14 protein-coding genes and 1 pseudogene are annotated in these 18,546 nt (G+C 38.8%); 5 read left to right on the top strand and 10 right to left on the bottom strand.

The features are described from left to right. Nucleotides 1-115: 115 nt before the first annotated feature. From MSBRM_RS06965 to MSBRM_RS06955, 3 genes are all read right to left on the bottom strand, one after another. Complete coding sequence (locus MSBRM_RS06965) at nucleotides 116-763, bottom strand: histidinol phosphate phosphatase domain-containing protein (protein WP_048118513.1); 648 nt, start codon at nucleotides 761-763, stop codon at nucleotides 116-118. A gap of 306 nt (nucleotides 764-1,069) precedes the next feature. After that, the gene (locus MSBRM_RS06960; protein ID WP_048118515.1) at nucleotides 1,070-1,861 is read right to left on the bottom strand and encodes a 23S rRNA (uridine(2552)-2'-O)-methyltransferase; all 792 of its coding nucleotides are present in this window, start codon (nucleotides 1,859-1,861) and stop codon (nucleotides 1,070-1,072) included. A gap of 440 nt (nucleotides 1,862-2,301) precedes the next feature. Beyond that, nucleotides 2,302-3,009 (bottom strand): YoaK family protein, encoded by a 708-nt coding sequence (locus MSBRM_RS06955; protein ID WP_052712959.1) that lies wholly within the window; start codon nucleotides 3,007-3,009, stop codon nucleotides 2,302-2,304. 791 nt (nucleotides 3,010-3,800) lie between these two features. Here MSBRM_RS06955 and MSBRM_RS06950 point away from each other — a divergent pair. The 3 genes from MSBRM_RS06950 (at nucleotide 3,801) to MSBRM_RS06940 (ending at nucleotide 5,800) form a co-directional block, all read left to right on the top strand. Beyond that, entirely contained in the window at nucleotides 3,801-4,262 is a 462-nt protein-coding gene (locus MSBRM_RS06950; protein ID WP_230669085.1) for a VOC family protein, read from the top strand. Between the two features lie 444 nt (nucleotides 4,263-4,706). Then, nucleotides 4,707-5,321, top strand: coding sequence for a DJ-1/PfpI family protein (locus tag MSBRM_RS06945; RefSeq protein ID WP_230669083.1), 615 nt, complete (start codon nucleotides 4,707-4,709; stop codon nucleotides 5,319-5,321). Between the two features lie 29 nt (nucleotides 5,322-5,350). Then, nucleotides 5,351-5,800, top strand: a complete 450-nt coding sequence (locus MSBRM_RS06940) for a GNAT family N-acetyltransferase (RefSeq protein WP_048155146.1) — start codon at nucleotides 5,351-5,353, stop codon at nucleotides 5,798-5,800. Nucleotides 5,801-5,990: 190 nt separating this feature from the next. On the opposite strand, the gene MSBRM_RS06935 is transcribed toward MSBRM_RS06940, so the two are convergent. The 4 genes from MSBRM_RS06935 to MSBRM_RS06920 all read right to left on the bottom strand — a co-directional run bounded on the left by MSBRM_RS06935 (nucleotide 5,991) and on the right by MSBRM_RS06920 (nucleotide 10,032). Continuing rightward, the gene (locus MSBRM_RS06935) at nucleotides 5,991-6,812 is read right to left on the bottom strand and encodes a nitroreductase family protein (protein WP_230669081.1); all 822 of its coding nucleotides are present in this window, start codon (nucleotides 6,810-6,812) and stop codon (nucleotides 5,991-5,993) included. Nucleotides 6,813-6,958: 146 nt separating this feature from the next. Further along, nucleotides 6,959-7,678, bottom strand: a complete 720-nt coding sequence (locus MSBRM_RS06930; protein ID WP_048118525.1) for an alpha/beta hydrolase — start codon at nucleotides 7,676-7,678, stop codon at nucleotides 6,959-6,961. 436 nt (nucleotides 7,679-8,114) lie between these two features. Next, nucleotides 8,115-9,179 (bottom strand): bactofilin family protein, encoded by a 1,065-nt coding sequence (locus tag MSBRM_RS06925; RefSeq protein ID WP_048118527.1) that lies wholly within the window; start codon nucleotides 9,177-9,179, stop codon nucleotides 8,115-8,117. A gap of 343 nt (nucleotides 9,180-9,522) precedes the next feature. Then, on the bottom strand, nucleotides 9,523-10,032 hold the full coding sequence (locus MSBRM_RS06920) for a nitroreductase family protein (protein WP_048118529.1): 510 nt from the start codon (nucleotides 10,030-10,032) through the stop codon (nucleotides 9,523-9,525). A 497-nt stretch (nucleotides 10,033-10,529) separates the two neighbouring features. Here MSBRM_RS06920 and MSBRM_RS06915 point away from each other — a divergent pair, with 497 nt between their 5' ends. Beyond that, nucleotides 10,530-11,486: a putative manganese transporter gene (locus tag MSBRM_RS06915; protein ID WP_048155141.1), complete on the top strand. Its 957-nt coding sequence runs from the start codon at nucleotides 10,530-10,532 to the stop codon at nucleotides 11,484-11,486. 650 nt (nucleotides 11,487-12,136) lie between these two features. Here MSBRM_RS06915 and MSBRM_RS06910 read toward each other — a convergent pair. The 3 genes and pseudogenes from MSBRM_RS06910 to MSBRM_RS19305 all read right to left on the bottom strand — a co-directional run. Then, nucleotides 12,137-13,294 (bottom strand): LL-diaminopimelate aminotransferase, encoded by a 1,158-nt coding sequence (locus MSBRM_RS06910; protein ID WP_048118535.1) that lies wholly within the window; start codon nucleotides 13,292-13,294, stop codon nucleotides 12,137-12,139. A gap of 143 nt (nucleotides 13,295-13,437) precedes the next feature. Further along, nucleotides 13,438-14,286: a hypothetical protein gene (locus MSBRM_RS06905; protein WP_054865082.1), complete on the bottom strand. Its 849-nt coding sequence runs from the start codon at nucleotides 14,284-14,286 to the stop codon at nucleotides 13,438-13,440. Between the two features lie 562 nt (nucleotides 14,287-14,848). After that, nucleotides 14,849-15,061: pseudogene (locus MSBRM_RS19305) on the bottom strand (ISNCY family transposase); the annotation flags it as partial. Nucleotides 15,062-15,783: 722 nt separating this feature from the next. Here MSBRM_RS19305 and MSBRM_RS18760 point away from each other — a divergent pair. After that, on the top strand, nucleotides 15,784-18,225 hold the full coding sequence (locus MSBRM_RS18760; RefSeq protein ID WP_080943684.1) for a PKD domain-containing protein: 2,442 nt from the start codon (nucleotides 15,784-15,786) through the stop codon (nucleotides 18,223-18,225). Nucleotides 18,226-18,546: the final 321 nt, after the last annotated feature.

Genomic DNA, 18,546 nt, shown 5'->3' with positions numbered 1-18,546 from the left:
AGTAAAAAAAAGGGATAAACTGAAAGAAAAACGAAAACGAACTAGAAATAAATTCAAAATGGAATAATTGAGAAAAAGCACGGGAAGAAATAGAAAAAGAGTATGAAATTACAGTTTAAACAATATCTGCTATCGTTTTTGCAGATGCTTTTAACACTTCTCTTGCCTTTGCCTCGGTAAGCCCAGCTCCCATGGCGATTTTCATGGCAGTTTCATCGGTGATAAGGTCTTCAGGGGCATGTGTGTCGGTATTTACCAGAAGCGTTGCACCAATTTCAAGAGCAAGCCGGGCGACATGGCCGTTTGTCCGGTTGTGCCCGTTCCTGGCTGTAATTTCAAGGCAGACATTGTTCTCTTTAGCCCTCTCGACATCTTCCTCAGAGATCAGGCCCGGGTGGGCCAGGATGTCCACATACTCACAAACAACAGATGCTGCATTTGTTCCGGGGGCGACTGGCTCGGAGGTGGTCTCCCCGTGCACGACCACAATTTCTGCACCCAGCTCTTTTGCTTTCTTTGCAAGTGGGGCTATTTTCCGTGGCGGCACATGTGTCAGTTCAACCCCGGCTAGAACGCGGATATCCCATTCACTTTCAAGGTATTTTGCTTTATGTCCTGCTTCGATAAGCTGTTCGAGATTGGTGTAATCGGCATGGTCGGTAAGTGCAATAGCCTTATAGCCGTGAATAACCGCCCGCCGGACAAGTTCGCTGGGGATCAGTTCCCCATCACTGAAAATCGTGTGAGTGTGAAGGTCAATCAACCGGATCACCGTGTTTTGAAAGTGGTTTTTAAAATCGGGGTAGACTCTTATTAATTTTACCAACTGCGTATTCAATTAACCAATATAGTTAATAGTTAAAATATATATTTAATTATTTAAGTATATAGTTTCTTGCTGGATATTCTAGTTTGTGTTATTCTAGTTTGTGTTATTCTAGTTTGTGTTATTCTAGTTTGTGTTATTCTAGTTTGTGTTATTCTAGTTTGTGTTATTCTAGTTTGTGTTATTCTAGTTTGTGTTATTCTAGTTTGTGTTATTCTAGTTTGTGTTAACTGATGTGTCTAATTACTCAGGCTTTTCAGTTTTTCCAAGCCTTTCTGCGACATCGGCAAAAGCGAAGTTGGGCTTGACATCCGTTATTTTGATCCTGACTTTTTCTCCGATCTCAACTTCCTTTACGAAGACAACAAATCCTTCGATGAGCACAGCCCCATCCCCACTCGAGCCTAGCTTTTCGATGTCCACAACGAATTTGTCGCCTTTGCGGAGTGGAGCTGTAAGGAACTTCTTTCCGATAACGTAGATTTCAGCACTCTGGGAACGCGATGCTTTCGGAGAATAAGCCATTGTTCGGACAAAGTTATCCCTTACTTTCTGCATGTAATCATTAAACATGTCTCCCTGGAAAACCTTCACAACGAAATTCCCTTTGGGCTTGAGAATTTTTTTTGCACATTCCAGAGCTGAAGTTGCAAGCTCGATTGACCTTGCATGGTCATAAGACCAGTTTCCTGACAGGTTAGGGGCTGCGTCACAAAGTACCACATCAGCTCCTTTTGCCCCTACGTTCTTAATAATTTTCTGTATGGTTGAATCTGCGTTTATATTGCCCTGAATGGTCTCGACGCCTTCAATAGGCACAATTCTCTGAAGATCCACACCAAGAACCTTACCTCCAGACAGTTCCTTTGCAACCTGGAGCCATCCGCCTGGGGCTGCACCCAGATCAACAACCGAATCTCCCCGATTGATAACATGGTGTCTTTCGTTAATCTGCTTGAGCTTGAAGGAAGCTCTGGAACGGTACCCTTCTTCTTTTGCCTGGTGATAATAATAATCTCTTCTATCTCTTGCCATTGCTTACCTTCCCTGCATTGAAAGCTGATATAGATTGCGCAAAAACTTTTTTGTCAGTAATTTCCCGACTTTTGCCAAGAATTCAATAATCTTTGCCCAGAGTAAACGGACTTTTGTTAGTGATTTACTACTTAGACTGTTAATACTCTAATTGTTATTACTTAGACTGTTAATGCTCTAACTGTTATTACTTAGACTATTATTACTTAGACTGTTATTACTTAGGTTGTTACTACTTAGACTGTTAATGCTCTAACTGTTATTACTTAGACTGTTAATGCTCTAACTGTTATTACTTAGACTGTTAATGCTCTAATTGTTATTACTTAGACCGTTAATGCTCTAACTGTTACTACTTAGACTGTTACCGCTCTAATTGTTATGAATTTCCTGATTTGTTTTCAGTGGTTCACCAATCTAATGTTAACCCATTGAGTTTTTTATATTTCAATAACATCATCCATACTCTTACATTCGTTATTGAACAAAATTATAGAACATATCAGCACGACAACAGCTACCCATACGGCTTTAACTCCAATAACTGATGTAAGCAACCCTCCCAAAATAGCTCCTGCTAGAAACGAAAGGTTAATTGCAGAGTATCGAATGGTTCTGCGAGCCGATTCCTCATCTTTTTTTGTGAAAGCAATATAAGCTTCTTGTGTAGCTGAACGTAAATTTCCCGTAACCATTGTTGTGCTATATGTAGAACCAACGAGTTTGCGAAATGAAGATATCTGAACTGAAGAGACAAATGAAACAGCAACCGTTACAATGATATTCGGGCTTGTATACGGTATAAAGCCTACAATAAAAAGTACTACAGTTTCAAGAATTAAAACTGCTCTTTCAAAATCCGCTATAAACATGCGCATTGAAAGCTTTTTAATCATCTCGGCAACTACCACTCCGACCATAAATGCCAGAATAGGAACCGCATGAAGCACTACCTGCCCCCATTCTCCTGTTGCAGCTTCTATGCCCATAAGCACGACATTTCCGGTCTGGGCATTGGCGAAAACTCCACCTCTTCCAACGAATGTGTAAGCATCAAGAAATCCCCCTACAATTGCAAGAAGTATGCCAAGTTCTACTGATTCTGAAGTTAATTTATTAAAAAATACTTTATTTTCATTTCTTATCATTTTTATTCTTATCATTCATAATGCCATAAATCAGATTTAATGTAATAAGCTTTAATTGCAACAAGCCTGCTACCTTATTATATTTATATTTATTTATTATTCAGGAGAGAATCCAACAACATCGTTCGTGGGTTTCCTTTTATGTTTTCAAGATATTTCCAAAACTATTTCGTCGATAAGATGAAATAGTAATCTTTCCGGGTGGTATCAAAACCATTTTGATTTCTACAATTGGATAATTCCTGCCTCAATATTTATCTCATTAAATGTGTTTGTACATTGTATGCGAAAGTAGAGCTGAAGTATGCGAAAATAGAGCTGGATCGGCTTTACGAAAATCTGCAAAATGACATTGGAGATATGGAACTTTTCACTGAATATGTTGCACAATTTTTAGCTAAAAAGAAGGATTAACATTTCTCTTTAATTCTTTGCCCAAAAGCTGCTCAAAAGCCAGAATCTTAACCAGTCTGGTAGAAAAGTTAAGTGTTAGAGCCTATCCCAAAAGCCATTTCGTTCTTAATCATCAAGAATTTTCAGGACTGTTTTCATGATCAGAAACTTGATTGATTGTTCGGAATACAGGATTCAGAGAAGCAATTTTGAGTTTTGGGATCAGCTCTTAGAATAAAGGAAAGAGCGACAAAGCGAAAAAGCCAGTCTGAATCTTCTAATTACCTAAGAATCTCCTGAGTATCTCCTAAGAATTTTCTGAGAATCCCCTAATAGTTTCCTGAGTATCCTCTAATAGTTTCCTGACTTATATATGTCGTTCTGGATCAGAAAACTAAGTGTTTAAAATAAAACCTAAATTAATATATGAATATCGTCCAAATTATCTAATAAGACAGGGGGTAATTCTCACGCCAAGAGTAATTCATTTTGAGATATACGCAGGAAACATTGCAAGAGCTAAGAAATTCTATCAAGATGTGTTTGGCTGGAAAATAGAGAGATCGGAAGGTTCGATGGAATACTGGAATATAACCACCGGCAAGGAAGACGAGACCGGAATCGATGGTGGCCTGATGAAAAGGCAGGGAATGGAACCAAAGGCAGATACGCCGATAAGTACCTATATCTGCACAATAGGCGTCCAGGATATCGATGAATACCTTATCAGAATACAAAAGCATGGTGGAAAAATTACTATGGAAAAAAAGCCCATTAGTGGAGTAGGCTGGTACGCATACTGCCTCGATACCGAGAGAAACATATTCGGGATAATGCAGCAGGATCCGCGTGTTCGATAAGCTCTTTTTTATCAAATTTTTCATACTGGCCCTATTAGATCCAGACTTTCCTGCTCCTTATTCATAAAAAAAGTAAAATTGGTATTGCAGGGTAGGATAACAAAACAAACTTTTGAATGAAATTAGTTTAATAGAAATTCAGGAGCGTAATAAGCAACAGAACCCCATAATAACAGGCCAGTACACCAAAACGATAGCAAGAAAATTATTCATTTTAAGATGACATCTGCGGAAAGACAGTTGTAATTGTTTCCACTAACATAAAATACTTTTTGGGATTATAATGAAATACTTATTGGACTCTTCTTAGGAATCAAGTTATGGAATCAATTGCTGACAGCTAAATACGATATCTTCAAAAAAGTATGAAAATCTATTTTTAGTTATGCCATAGAAAATTATTTACAAAACATCCCCAACCTTTCTAACATGAATTTCGGATTTTTGATTTTCCCAGGGCTGGAAGAACTGGACCTTGTTGGCCCCTGGGAAATAATATCACTCTGGAGCAAATTTGCCCAGGGACCTGAGAAATGCTTCATGGTTGCCGAAAATCCCGCTCCCGTGATCTGTAGCAAAGGAATGTCCATAAATCCTCATGTCACCTTTGCAGATTGCCCTCCACTTGATTTTCTCCTTGTGCCGGGCGGGGAAGGTACACAGAGAGAAGTTGATAACCCATCCCTAATTAAATTCGTTGCCGAGCAAGCCAGACATTGCAAAGCTGTACTATCGGTCTGTACCGGCACATTCATCCTTCACCGTGCTGGCCTACTCTCAAACAGGCGAGCTACTACCCACTGGGCTTCACTCCAGAAACTACGAGACCTGGGTGACGTGGAGGTAGTGGAGGATCGAATTGTTAGAGACGGAAACATCTGGACCTCGGCAGGCATTTCTGCTGGCATTGATCTTGCATTTGCATTTATAGAATATATGACAGACGAAAAAACGGCAGGAAAAATTCAGCTCGGTGCCGAGTACTACCCGTCAGGCAGATCTTATGGTATGATGCATAAAATTCCGCAGGCTCCTGAGTATTTAAGGAAAAGGGACTAAGGAAAAGGAACTGAGGAAAAGGACTGACTATGAATGAAATTATTCGCTATATTCAAAAACATGAATTGAGAGAACTGCTGGATCTCTATAAGTACCTGAACAAGGACGATCCAGATCTTGTAGAGGATGCTGAGCTCAAAAAGCTATGGCAGGAAATATTGGAAGATCCGAGTCAGCACTACCTTGTGGTTGAAGTAGATGGAAAACTGGTATCCACCTGCGTAATGATTATTATCAAGAACCTGACAAGGAGCGCAAGTCCTTATGCCATTATCGAGAGTGTTGTGACGCATCCAGATTATAGAAAAAGGGGAATTGGAACAAGACTTTTAAAAAAGGCACAGGAAATAGCCAGAGAAAAAGGCTGTTATAAAATTATGCTCCTTACAGGAAGAAAAGAAGCTATACCGTTTTATGAAAATGCTGGATTTGAGTGTAAATCTAAGACCGGATTTATTATCAGGTTTGATGGACGCTAATAAAGCAGGTGTTTAATTTCCGGCATTTCTGGACTCAGGTCCATGCCTGTATATGGAAAGAGTTAGTCGAGCCAGGTTTTGGCCCGAGCTGTGATCCCTGCAAAATAGTGGTGCTGCCGTTCATTCAAGGGCTTCCCAGGAGAACGGCAATTCTTATCATAGTGGTTTGTCGCTTTTCAAAACTTCAACCTTACTTCCACATAACCTCAAGAGGCTTCCTGCGTGGGATTCCATAAACCTTGTACTCCGGATTGCCAAACATCATTGCGTAGGCACATTTCCTTCCTTCTGGAAAGCCCAGTTCCTTCTGGAGAGGTGCATAGGACATGGCAGCAGCCGCAACGAATCCTGCCCAGCATGTCCCGATCCCGAATGCCGGTGCAGCGATATCGAAATGGGTGAGGGCGATGATGGCATCAGTAGGCGCAATAGGGTTGTCCTCTGGGATGTGGGCGAAAAGCAGGTGTGGAGCGCCCCGACAGATGACATCAATTCCCTGTTCCCATGCAGAAATAAGCATCGGCACAAACCCGCTCATAGGGTGGTCGGTGTTCAGCAGGTTTTTCATCCATTCGATAGTTAGCCCGGCAATCTTCTTTACTTCTTCAGGATCATGGATTATCAGCCACTGCACCGGCTGACCGTTACCTCCAGATGCTGCATAACGGGCAATATCGAGGACTTCAAGGATTTTCTCCTTTGGTACGGGTTCCCTGGTAAAATGCCGGATAGACCTGCGTTTTTTGAGATAGAAAGCTATATCCTCCTGAGAGATATTGCCAGCACCGGCAGGCAGGGAAACTTTTTCATCAGGTAGGAAATTCAGGGTGAGTGCCTGAGATGGGCAAAATGCCTCGCAGTGCCCGCAATAGAGACAGTGGGAAACGTTTTCTTCCTGCACCTGAGGAAAATTTGACTTATCATCCAGAGCAATAATACCTGAGGAGCACATCTTTACACAAAGGCCGCATCCTGTGCAGCGATCCTGATCAATGATAAGGTGAGACATCATATCAAATCCTCTGGACAGATATATTGATCATCAGCATTTATTACTTTTCGTTATTTCTCAATCTGTGAAACCTGAATTATTCGATCACCACGTGAGTAAAATAATAAATACTGCATACTTCTCTGTTTGCAGTATAACATCAAGTTTTACAGCAGATTTTCATCTGCCCATCTATCAAAAACCTTTAATTGCTCTTCCGTATGGAAGTAATGTTCTCCATGTTCCAGGACTTTAACTGTTGATTGATACCTCTCTGCAAATGCTGAGATCTCATCCCATTCAGAGAGATTATCGTCAGAACCATACAAAATGGCAGTAGGTACTTTCCATTCAAAACAAATTGGGTTTTCTTTCACGTAGCAATAATAGTTCCATTCCAGTGTTTGTCCAATCGGCAATCGGATTTCATGCTCTGCTTTTAGTCTTTCTTCACTTACCTGGAAACCTTCCATCATATTGTGTATGATGCGTTCCATATTGACGACGGGCGAGAGAAAAAAACTTTGCTTTATGTTAATGTCATGATAGGCAAGCAGACTGAAATAAGCTCCCATGCTGCACGCAAACAAATAAATGTCAGGTGCAAGTGACTTTGCATATTCATAAACAGCGGCCAAATCACTTACGCAATTTTTGGGAATACAGGCATATTCCTCATCTACACGTTCACCATGCATAGGCAGGTCAAAGCTTAACGCCTGGTAACCTTTTTCAACGGCTTTTTGTGCCATCATGGAAATTACGGTGTCCTCTTTATTAGAAAGATTGCCATGAACTTCAATCAACAGCTTTTCACTCTGCTTTCCCCACAGAACGGCAGGAATACGAATTTTATTATTTGAAATATAAAAATGTCTTTTCTCCATTCTATCACTTATCTATAAGCAAAAAATAAATTTTATTCGCCTTCATTAGACTCAGTTTCAAAATTTAGTGATAAAAATCCAGTATAACATCACTACAGAAATTTATAGTTATATAATTATTTGATGTTGTGATGGATATAACGGAAGCTATAAATTTCACTCATAATTTCACTCATAATATCTTTTTGGAGCTCTCCGCTCTTTTAGACGTTCTTGGCCGTTAATTAAGGATATTCGTTCCCACTTTCCAGTTCACAAGTTCCGTCAACAACGGATTTAATATGGTAATCAAACAGGATATCGCTGTCTTTGTCTGAATTCTCCAAATTTCCCTGTTTTCTCCAAATTTTCTGGTTTTATCAGGTTTTTTGAAAATCTGTCTGAAGCTACCTGAATGAAAAAAATTGAAATTTTCCCTCTTAGAAAATTCACCCGCTTAACCAGTTGGTCTGGCGCGAGTTGCAAGCCAGACTACTATTGCTCCTAACCCAATAATGAGGGCAATAAAACGTATAAGCCCTCCCAGGAAAGGAATTTCGTATACAATTGCAAACAGGACTGCCCCGACAAGATAGTACATTAGTTTTCCCGCTTCCTTTTTTAATATTTTATTATAGATTATCTCGCCTGCAAGCAGTTTCACAGGCACTGTCGCGATAAGAAGTGCAAGTATCAGAAGCAGGATAATAAGAATCGAAAGACTCCATCCAAAGAAAGTAATAAGCAAGATTATTGAGAGCACTGGAAGGAAAATTAGAGTCAGAAAACCCAGTAATCCTGCCTTAAGAGGTGAATCTTTTACGAGTTCCGCAACCCCACCTACGAACCCCGGGAAAAGATAGATCAGAACCAGGCCCAGAGCCAGAGACGCGAGCAGTCTCAGGATGAAGAAGAAAATGCTAAACCCTTCAAAAACACCTTCATGCTGTTCTTCTTTTGCATTTACCTGCGTAATATTCAGGTTTCCGCCAACTTTATCGTTCAGATTGGGTGGATAATTATTGGCTTGGAGTGCAAGGTTTCCTTTAAGCTCGAAGTCATCTCCGGTTTTGAGAGTACCTGTCGAGATATCTCCATTTCCGTCAACTATTCCGTTGAGTGTTACTTCCCCTCCGCCAAGCAGAATATCACCTTTAACCACGCTGTCTCGAGAAAGAACAATCTGGCCGCCTATCGCTGCCACATCTCCACCTACATTTCCATTTACCCTTATGGAGCCTCCGGCCGCGATAATGTTTCCTGAAATGTTTCCATTAACAATTATCTCCCCGCCGGCACCCAGGAAATTACCTCCTGTGTTTCCATTTACTTCAATTTGGGACCCAGCAAGCACCAGGTCTCCCTGAATGTCCTGGTCGATCTGAAGAACTTCACCAGCTCCAAAAGCATTTCCTGAACTCGTATATTTAAGAAAATTTTCATTGGCAGCTCCTGCTGAGTAAGGCAGTGCAGCAAAAATAATTATAAGTAAAATAAGACTTAATGTCAGCTTCTTTTCCATAAACCAGCCCTCTGTGCACTATTGCTCAATTTTGCATTTAATTTAGATTACTGCTTACTTTTAATTTAATTTACATTACTGCCTGAGTTTGCACTTAATTTACATCACTGCTTGAGTTTACACTTAGTTGCTCTTTAATTGGACAACATTTCCAAAAGAATATCTGAGACAAATATTAAAAAGTTTAACTATAAATAATAAAAAGTAAAGGAAAGCTTCAGTGAAAATAATAACAGTATAAATCATACTTCTCAGTAACACACCTTCCTCCGGGAACTTATGTAGAAGGCTGCCTGATTGAAATAAGGCATTATTCTGGACTCGGACTCGGGTTCGAGAAATTTTACCAGGAATTACTATGGATTCTGGAAGTATCATACCTCATCCTGCCTGATTTTTCCTCTGCCGGATAACCCATAGCAATAATCGAAAACGGAGCTACATGCGCCGGAATATTTAACAAATTCCTTAGTTCCTGAATCATCGTTTCAACAGGATAAACCCCAATCCAGACAGCACCAAGCCCTAAATCGTGGGCGGCAAGCAGCATATTTTGACTTGCAGCCGAACAGTCTTGAATCCAGAAATCGTTAAATTTTGGAGCGTGCTGATCCACGCAGACAAGCACTGCAGCTGGAGTACCCTTAAGCATCTTTGCATATGGATGTACCTCTGAGATTTTCTCAAGCAGGTCATGTTGATCAATTGCAATGAAATGCCAGGGCTGTTCATCTCCTGCGGATGGTGCATTCATTCCGGCTTTTAAAACATTCTCAATCACATCCCGTTTTACCGGGTCTGGCAAATACTTTCGGATACTTCTTCGGGTTAAAATTGCGTCCATTGTTTCCATAAAATTCCCCCAATCGATAATGTTTTTTTATAGCGGATAAACCTTATTGTTACAGAGCTTTATTTTCACATAAATTGCATACATTTATAAAATTGTAATTATATATTAAAGAGTGACTCAAGAACATTGCATTAGAAAGAGTTTCTCTTAACCAGCTTAGTTGCCGCATAAAGATAATATCAAACACGGAAGTTCAACAAAAATTATACTTTATTCGGTTTAGATACTGGGTTTAGATACTAGATTTAGATATGGGGTTTAGATACTAGATTTAGATATGGGGTTTAGATACTAGATTTAGATATGGGGTTTAGATACTGGATATTGTATTGAGGAATCGATGAAGCAACTTCCAGACCAGGAGTCACTAAGAGAATAAGTTATTGGCAAAATCGATGACGTGTGAAAGGTTACTGAGGTTTACTTCCCAAATTTGGTGGAGTGAAGACCCAGGAAGCCCAAAAAATGGTAAACTAAATCGAAGTAGAGGCCATTAGATGGAAGTAGCTTATTTGTTCGATATTTTCTTAGACGCTTTAACAGATAGCGCAAAAATGATTCCATTACTTTTTGTTATTTTTGTTGGAATTGAATTAGTTGAATATAAATATTCAAACAATATCAGAGAAACGGTACAAAAAGCTGGAGTACTTGGTCCTGCTATAGGAGCAGTGACAGGTAGTTTTCCTCAGTGCGGCATATCCGTTGTCGCTTCGGCTCTATACACGCAAAGGTTAATCACTATTGGTACTTTACTTGCTGTTTATTTGTCCACTTCAGACGAGGCAATTCCGGTAATTCTATCTCAACCGGGAAATGCTAAAATTGTTGTGCCTTTGATGATAACAAAAATTATTATCGCTCTAATCGGTGGATATGCTGTTGATTTCGCTTTTAAGGAATCAAACAAAAAGACCTTAGCCCACATTAAGGCATATGCAGAAGGTCACAATAACGAATATCATAACCATGAAACAATCATGAACGAAAAAGCTTGTTGCGATCACAGCACAAGTCCTTCATCAACAGAATTTAATCCAAAAGAGATTATCTTTCATCCTGTAATCCATACCGTCAAGATTTTTATATTTATTTTTGGTGTTTCGTTTGCAATAAGTTTTGCTATTGCTCAAATGGGTGAAGAAACTTTTGAAAAAATGTTTTTAATGCATAGTGTTTTCCAACCGTTTTTAGTAGCGTTATTTGGACTCATTCCAAATTGTGCTGCTTCTGTCGCAATAACGATGTTGTATCTCAAAGGTGTTATCGCTTATGGCTCAGTGATTGCCGGGCTCTGCGCCAGCGGCGGTGTAGGATTATTAGTCCTGCTTAAAGAGGAAAAAGACAAAAAAAATATGTTTGTTGTATTGCTTCTACTGTTTGGTATAAGTGCCGCAGCGGGATATATCATTCAGTACTTTATACCTTTCATTATGGTGTACTTTTTACGGTAAGGCATTTCCTGGCAAAGAGTAAGTCATGCAACCCTTATTTTTTACTCACTACTCGCTGTATTATGTTGAGATCTATTTTTTGACGCGGTAGTTAACTTATTTATCTGTAAATAATATACAGTCCCAAGTACTGTTATGGTTACGATAAATGTGGGAGTTAACCTTTACTGAGCTAGGGTTCCATACGTAAAAAGGTATACATGACAAATAATGATATATATTCATCCGCTGCTCCCAACTTAGTAAAAGAAAATAAAGTACAGCATTGTTTCAATAAAGTTCTCAGGTGTTTTAAAACATCAATCGAATAAAGATGGAACATCAGAAAATAAGACCTGTAAGAATAAAGCTCCTATCAGGACTTTCAAAAAAGGATACACCTAGATAAAAACGGAAAATTTTTCTGGCCTGGGATCCAAGGCGCCTGACCAGATTATTTTTACACATCCGAATATTTTCTTTGAATATTTTAAATCCGAATATTTTCTTTGAATATTTTAAATCCGAATATTTTCTTTGAATATTTTAAATCCGAATATTTTCTTCGAATATTTAAAATCCAAATATTATATCGAATGTTTTGAGACGTTCAAAGCTTTTCCAAAACTTATAGTTTCTCTAAAGCTCAGAACTTTTCTAAATCCAGTCAGTTAGAATTTCAGTTTCTTCATTCTCTCGACAGCTTCTATAATCCTCTCAACGGGCTTTGTGAGGGCAAACCTGACATAACCTTCACCGGCTTCTCCAAACCCGACACCAGGGGTTGCAATGATTCCGGCTTCTTCAAGCAGGAGTTTTGCAAAACTCATTGAGGTAAAACCTTCAGGTACCGGAGCCCAGATATAAAAAGTAGCTTTTGGCGGCTTTACTTTAAGGCCTATGGCTTTGAGCCCTTCTGTCAGAGCATCCCGTCTCTCCTGATATATTTTATTTGTTTCTTCGACACAGGCCTGGGATGAACAGAGGGCTGCAATGCCCGCGATCTGGATAGCATCAAAGACGCCTGAATCCACATTGGATTTGACCTTGCCGAGCCCCTTTATAAGGTCTTTATTTCCGACCGCAAACCCAAGCCTCCAGCCTGTCATGTTGTAGGTCTTGGAATGAGAATAGAGTTCCATGCCAATATCCATTGCCCCGTCGGCAGCAAGGAAAGAAGGAGACTCATACCCATCGTATGTCATCTGGCAATAGGCATTGTCATGCACTGCAATGATGTCATTCTGTTTGCAGAACTCAACGACCTTTTCAAAAAACTGCATGTCCGCAGTTGCAGCGGTGGGGTTGTTCGGGTAATTGAAGAAGAATAACTTTGCCTTTTTCAGGATATCCTCAGGAATTGAGTCCAGGTCAGGCAGAAAATTATTTTCGGCAGTCAGCGGCAGAGGATACGGTTCTCCACCCGCAAACATTGTTCCTATTTTGTAAACCGGATACCCGGGATCAGTATAGAGCACGACATCTCCAGGATTGACAAAAGCAAGCGGAATGTGTGCAACCGCTTCCTTTGACCCTAGCAGGGCAAGGACTTCAGTTGCAGGGTCAAGCTCAATCCCCTTGTATTTCTTACACCAGTCCGCCGCCGCTTTCCTGAATTCCGGCATTCCGGCATAAGATGGATAATCATGCGTTTTTGGGTCGCAGACAGCTTCTCGCATAGCCTCTACAATGTGCGGGTGCGTCGGCAGGTCAGGGTCCCCTACGCCAAGGTCGATAACATCGACTCCCCTGGCAATCAGTTCGTCCCTCGCTTCGTCTATAGTAGCAAAAAGATATGGGGGTAGTGCATTGATTCGATCAGAGTACATTGATAACGTCACCTGAAGATGATTAGCATGCGTAAGTTTTCATAGTTACGGTATTTGGAATATTAAAAGGTATGGGATAGAAAGAAATTAAAATTGAAAATTGAAAATTTAACTTTAGTATATGTATGGTTAACAGAAGTAAATTAAGATATATCCAAAGAGTCGTTGCTTTTTAGGAGTAACTCATCTGATTTTTTTACGTGAATTTTAATTTTGATTCCAACTGGGCCAGAATCTACAAACTCAACGTTCTTATCATTAACTTGGATTTCCAAAATTTGAGTTTTTATATATCGATCTGCTCTTTTTATTATTAACTCGTCATTAGTTTTCATCTTAGGAGACAGATCTAAAAGAATAATTTTTCCATTATGCAATATCTTCACTGGTTCGCCTAATGAAACACAGGTTTGAGGTGAAAATTCAATCAATCCATATTTTAATAAAGCTTTTCGCGCTTCTTCTTTTGATATGCAGCCATCTTTTATGGAATAGTATAAATTAAATAATTGCCATGTTGTCAATAAACCTCTTTCATCATTTTCAGCATCTTGTATCTGTTCTATTTTAAATGGAGGATTTTTCCATAATAATGGAGGCTGATATCTCTGATGATTGACAATGTATAAGCCAAAAACGTCGAAATTTCTTCTCTCCTTTCTTCTTCTGTTTTTTATTTTTTCAATTTGGCTACACTGTTCGTCTGTTGATGTGCCCCCAATACCTTTGATTTCTATAAATAGCAATCCATCTTCAGTCTCCACTTGTAAATCTTCTTCCAATAATCCTTCACTTGCTTCATCCATGATTCTTATTTTCTCAAAGCCTAACCATTCAAGAAAAGACTTTACGGATTTTACAAGTTCATCCCCACTTTCTGTTAATAAACGATGTAGGCATTCATACTTTTTGTAGTTAGATTCAATTTCTTTTTCTTTTCGTTCAATTTCTGTATCGAATCTTTTAATTAGAGATTCTTTTTCTTCAAGCAAATGTTCTGACATTCGGTAACATATACGCTTCTTGTTCAAGCCATTTAAACTTTGAATTAAATGAAAATAGATCTGGCCATAAAGTGGGTAATTGATTTGTTAGTAACTCTTCTAAGAATACACTTTTATCCATAATTTGGGGGAATACAAAAAGCCTGCAATTGTCAAAAAATCTAAGAAAAGAAACAATTTCACCATGAGAGTTTTTAATCAAAGGCAGGAATACTTCAGTCTCTTTATTAATTAATCAAAGGCAGGAATACTTCAGTCTCTTTATTAATATCTGGATTACTAAAAACAATATGATAAGTGGCTCCCTCAGAATATTTGCTCAAAAAATCATGTAGATTCAGTAGATCTAATTCTTTTTTTATGAGCTGATCCCAAAACTCAAAATTGCTTCTCTGAATCCTGTATTCCGAACAATCAATCAAGTTTCTGATCATGAAAACAATCCTGAAAATTCTTGATGATTAAGAACGAAATGACTTTTGGGATAGGCTCTATAACTAATTCTCTACCAAATTAATTATTTGGATAGGATATTTCAGAACAAAAACTATCGACCAATGTTGATTTCTCCAGGACCTTCTTTAGTATGGGGATTATAGCCATTATGAACCATTAGAGTACTACAAATGAAACAGACTGGAGGAATTTTTCTACGAAGAAGTCCTCGTGTAGTATATTCATAATCGTTTCCAAAACAACCAAAAACGTCTAAGAGAGAAGGGAGCTCCGAAAAGTTATTAAGAGTAAGGTTTATAGTTACCATTGTTTTTGCCGTAACATCATTACATAATTATAGAATTATAATTTTGTGTAGTGATGTTACACTTACTTTTATCACTAGATTTTGGAACTGAGTCGAAAATACAATAAAAATACTAAAAATGAAAATAATGCTGAAAAGGTAAGAAAATCGGAATGTCAAAGAGCCAGATAAGATAAATTCTAAATCTCAATTGCAGTTCAGGTTTTTGTGCAGTTACTCTTATTCTGATTTACATTCTTATTTTACGTTGTTATAAAATCAATTATTAGTAGCCGCCCTATTTAGAAAGGATATACTATAATAATCTTCAGTAATAAACGAATTCTTTTTTTAATTAAAGACTTTAAACGCTTTCTTTTTATTATCTCTTTTCATTGTCTCAGAACTCTAAATTTAAACTGCTGGATATACAGTAAAAGCCAGAGTAACTACATTTGTACTACATTTTAAGGCAAAAGTTGCTGACACGTTTTTTAAAAAAGCCAGTTCCATAAAGGAAAAGCTAGATATCTGGGGAAGAGGATACTGGATAAATCCTACTAAATAATTATAAATGCAAAGTCAATGTATCCAATTTCACGTACATAAATGAGTACTGGTACCAGGTTTACATTCAAATTGAGTTATGTTTTTAAAAATTCAGTTGAGTCGTTGTGTTACTCTAATAATAATAAAATGCAGATAGTACAACTAAGTTAGTAAAGTACGGGCACTGAGCAAAAATGAAGATAAATAAACATCAATTAATGGCCATACTCCTTGTAGCTATCTTAATAGCATTCATACCCCTTGCATCAGCAGCTCCTGCAGGAACGTCTGAATCTACAGTAGTAGCAGCCGCAAAAAGCTGGATTGGAGTTAAATCAGTACATGGCGGCAATAGCCGATCGGGAATTGATTGTTCTCACTTAGTGTATCAAGTATACAAGCAAGCTGGAGCCAAAGATATAGTGTTCCAAACTGTACCTAACATGAAAAAAAATGCATATTATGTTACTACAGCTTCTCCGACGCCTGGTGATGTAATTTTTTGGAAAAAAGACATTACTAAAAATAACAGAAATTACTGGCTTACCAGTCATGTTGGAATATACATAGGAGGCGGGCAATTTATAGACACATCTTTTGATACAAAAACGGTTACGACAGAAAGTGTTAGTGGTGTGTATAAAGAAGGATTGCCGTATTATGCAAAATGGAACCCTGGTGGAAGCGATGATACAGGGACCGATGACACAGATAATGATGAAACTCCCGAGAATAACGATGTAAACCCGCCGGTTGCTGCATTCTCTATGTCCCCTACCTCCGGAAAAGCTCCATTGAACGTAGTATTTACTGACAAAAGTACAGATGCAACTTCCTGGTCCTGGAGTTTCGGAGACGGGAGTACTTCAGCAGAGAAAAACCCAAAGCATACATACTCTGAAGCTGGAAACTATAACGTTGTCCTGACTGTAAAAAATGAAAAGAGCTCAAGCTCAAAGACTCAAAAAGTAATTGTTCAGAGCGAACCAGCTGCAGAAAAAATCATTCCTGTAGCAAACTTTAATGCAGACACTATCAGTGGCTCTGCTCCACTTTCTGTGCAATTTACAGATCGATCGCAGAATGCAAACGAATGGAATTGGAACTTTGGAGACGGAGAAACCTCAACAGAGCAGAATCCAGCGCATACCTATGTTTCAGCTGGAACTTATAAAGTTGTCCTGACAGCAAATAATGAAAATGGATCGAGTTCTAAGTCTCTAAGTATAAATGTAGAGAAAGAACCGGAACAAGAAAAAATCATTCCTGTAGCTAACTTTGATGCAGATACTACGAGTGGCTCTGCTCCTCTTTACGTTCAATTTACAGATCTGTCACAAAATGCAAATGAATGGAACTGGAATTTTGGAGATGGAGCTACCTCAACAGAGCAGAACCCAGCTTATACCTATGGTTCAGCCGGAAGCTATACTGCTGTCTTGACCGTAAATAATGAAAATGGTTCGAGCTCAAAATCTCTAAGTATAACTGTAGAGGAAGAACCGGGTCAAGAAGAAATCCTTCCTGTAGCGGACTTTGATGCAGATATTACGAGCGGCTATGCACCTCTCTCTGTGCAATTCACAGATCTGTCGCAAAATGCAAATGAATGGTACTGGAACTTTGGAGACGGAGAAACCTCAACCGAACAAAATCCAATGCACACTTATTCCTCTCCCGGAAACTATGAAGTCAACCTGACAGTAGTTAATGAAAACAAAACAGCCTCAACAATCAGTACAATAAACGTACTGGAAGAAAGCAGTTCCAGCGATAGTAACAGTGACACTATTAGCGAAAGTGATAGCAACAGCGAAAGCAATAGTAATAGCGAAAGCGACAGTAATAGCGAAAGCGACAGTAACAGTGGTAGCAGTAGTGGAGGACACAGCCACAAGAGCGGAGGTAGCAGTGGTGGCATTGGTGGGTCCCCTGAACCCGCGAATAACGTCCAGGTAAAAGAGACTTTACAGAACTTTATTTCCAGTGGAAATGATGTGAATTTTAATTTTACAAATAATGCAACCTGTGTTGAATCGATAACATTCAGATCAACAAAAACCGTAGGAAAGACCACTACAATAGTAGAGGAACTGAAAAATAAGTCAAGTCTGGTTTCCGAGCTTCCTGAAGGTATCGTCTACAAATCATTCAATATATGGGTTGGAAACGGTGGTTATGGCACCTCAAAGAATGTTGAGAGTCCAACTGTCAATTTTAAAGTTAATACCTCATGGGTAGACGAGAACAACATAAACAAGTCCTCGATTATACTTGATTGGTACGATGACGAGAAAAAAGAGTGGATGGAACTGCCAGTAAGTCTAACAGGTGAAGATGATCAGTTCTTGCATTTCACAGCAAACGTACCTGGCTACTCTTCCTTCGCAATAACAGGTACAAAAGACGAAGGCAACACAATAGCTGCAGAACCTGCTCAAGTAGCCACAAATAATACTACGGGCAGTAACGCAGGCAGTAGTACAGGCATTAATGAAGGCAGTAACGCAAGCAGTAATGCAAATACTATTGAAAATAAGGTAGCTGAAGAAAGTACAAAGTCTCCGGGATTTAGTATAGTCAGTGGCATTGTATGTTTATTCTGTATTTTCCTGTATAGAAGTAAGAATAGATAAAACAAAGTAAATTGGTAGCATAGTGAGGGTTATTAATCTAATCTGACAAACAAGTATATCTGTCTTTTAGGGTCAGATTGGAATAAATTACCCTCCTGATTACTATTTTTAGATTCTCATATTTCCTGAGTTTTATTTTTCGGAGTACTATTTCCCGAGTATTATTTTCAGAATAGTACTTTTTCCGTATCATATCCAGCTTTTCGAAGATATTACCTACGTTCCGCAGTATTTTTTGAAAATTTTGGTCTCTGAATACACCATATAGTTGCTTTTACCTTCTGCATAAAAGTTCAGTAGATCCGTGCTAGATTGAAAATC

It is taken from the genome of Methanosarcina barkeri MS (assembly GCF_000970025.1).
GTDB lineage: Archaea > Halobacteriota > Methanosarcinia > Methanosarcinales > Methanosarcinaceae > Methanosarcina > Methanosarcina barkeri.
Note: the sequence above shows the minus strand (reverse complement) of the source record. Positions and strands in the feature narration are given on the sequence as shown.

What these genes read in the sequence shown, in the direction of transcription:
- MSBRM_RS06960 (WP_048118515.1), bottom strand. Translation starts at nt 1,861, where the DNA reads ATGGCAAGAGATAGAAGAGATTATTATTATCACCAGGCAAAAGAAGAA.
- MSBRM_RS06955 (WP_052712959.1), bottom strand. Translation starts at nt 3,009, where the DNA reads ATGATAAGAAATGAAAATAAAGTATTTTTTAATAAATTAACTTCAGAA.
- MSBRM_RS06940 (WP_048155146.1), top strand. Translation starts at nt 5,351, where the DNA reads ATGAATGAAATTATTCGCTATATTCAAAAACATGAATTGAGAGAACTG.
- MSBRM_RS06935 (WP_230669081.1), bottom strand. Translation starts at nt 6,812, where the DNA reads ATGATGTCTCACCTTATCATTGATCAGGATCGCTGCACAGGATGCGGC.
- MSBRM_RS06930 (WP_048118525.1), bottom strand. Translation starts at nt 7,678, where the DNA reads ATGGAGAAAAGACATTTTTATATTTCAAATAATAAAATTCGTATTCCT.
- MSBRM_RS06925 (WP_048118527.1), bottom strand. Translation starts at nt 9,179, where the DNA reads ATGGAAAAGAAGCTGACATTAAGTCTTATTTTACTTATAATTATTTTT.
- MSBRM_RS06920 (WP_048118529.1), bottom strand. Translation starts at nt 10,032, where the DNA reads ATGGAAACAATGGACGCAATTTTAACCCGAAGAAGTATCCGAAAGTAT.
- MSBRM_RS06915 (WP_048155141.1), top strand. Translation starts at nt 10,530, where the DNA reads ATGGAAGTAGCTTATTTGTTCGATATTTTCTTAGACGCTTTAACAGAT.
- MSBRM_RS06910 (WP_048118535.1), bottom strand. Translation starts at nt 13,294, where the DNA reads ATGTACTCTGATCGAATCAATGCACTACCCCCATATCTTTTTGCTACT.
- MSBRM_RS18760 (WP_080943684.1), top strand. Translation starts at nt 15,784, where the DNA reads ATGAAGATAAATAAACATCAATTAATGGCCATACTCCTTGTAGCTATC.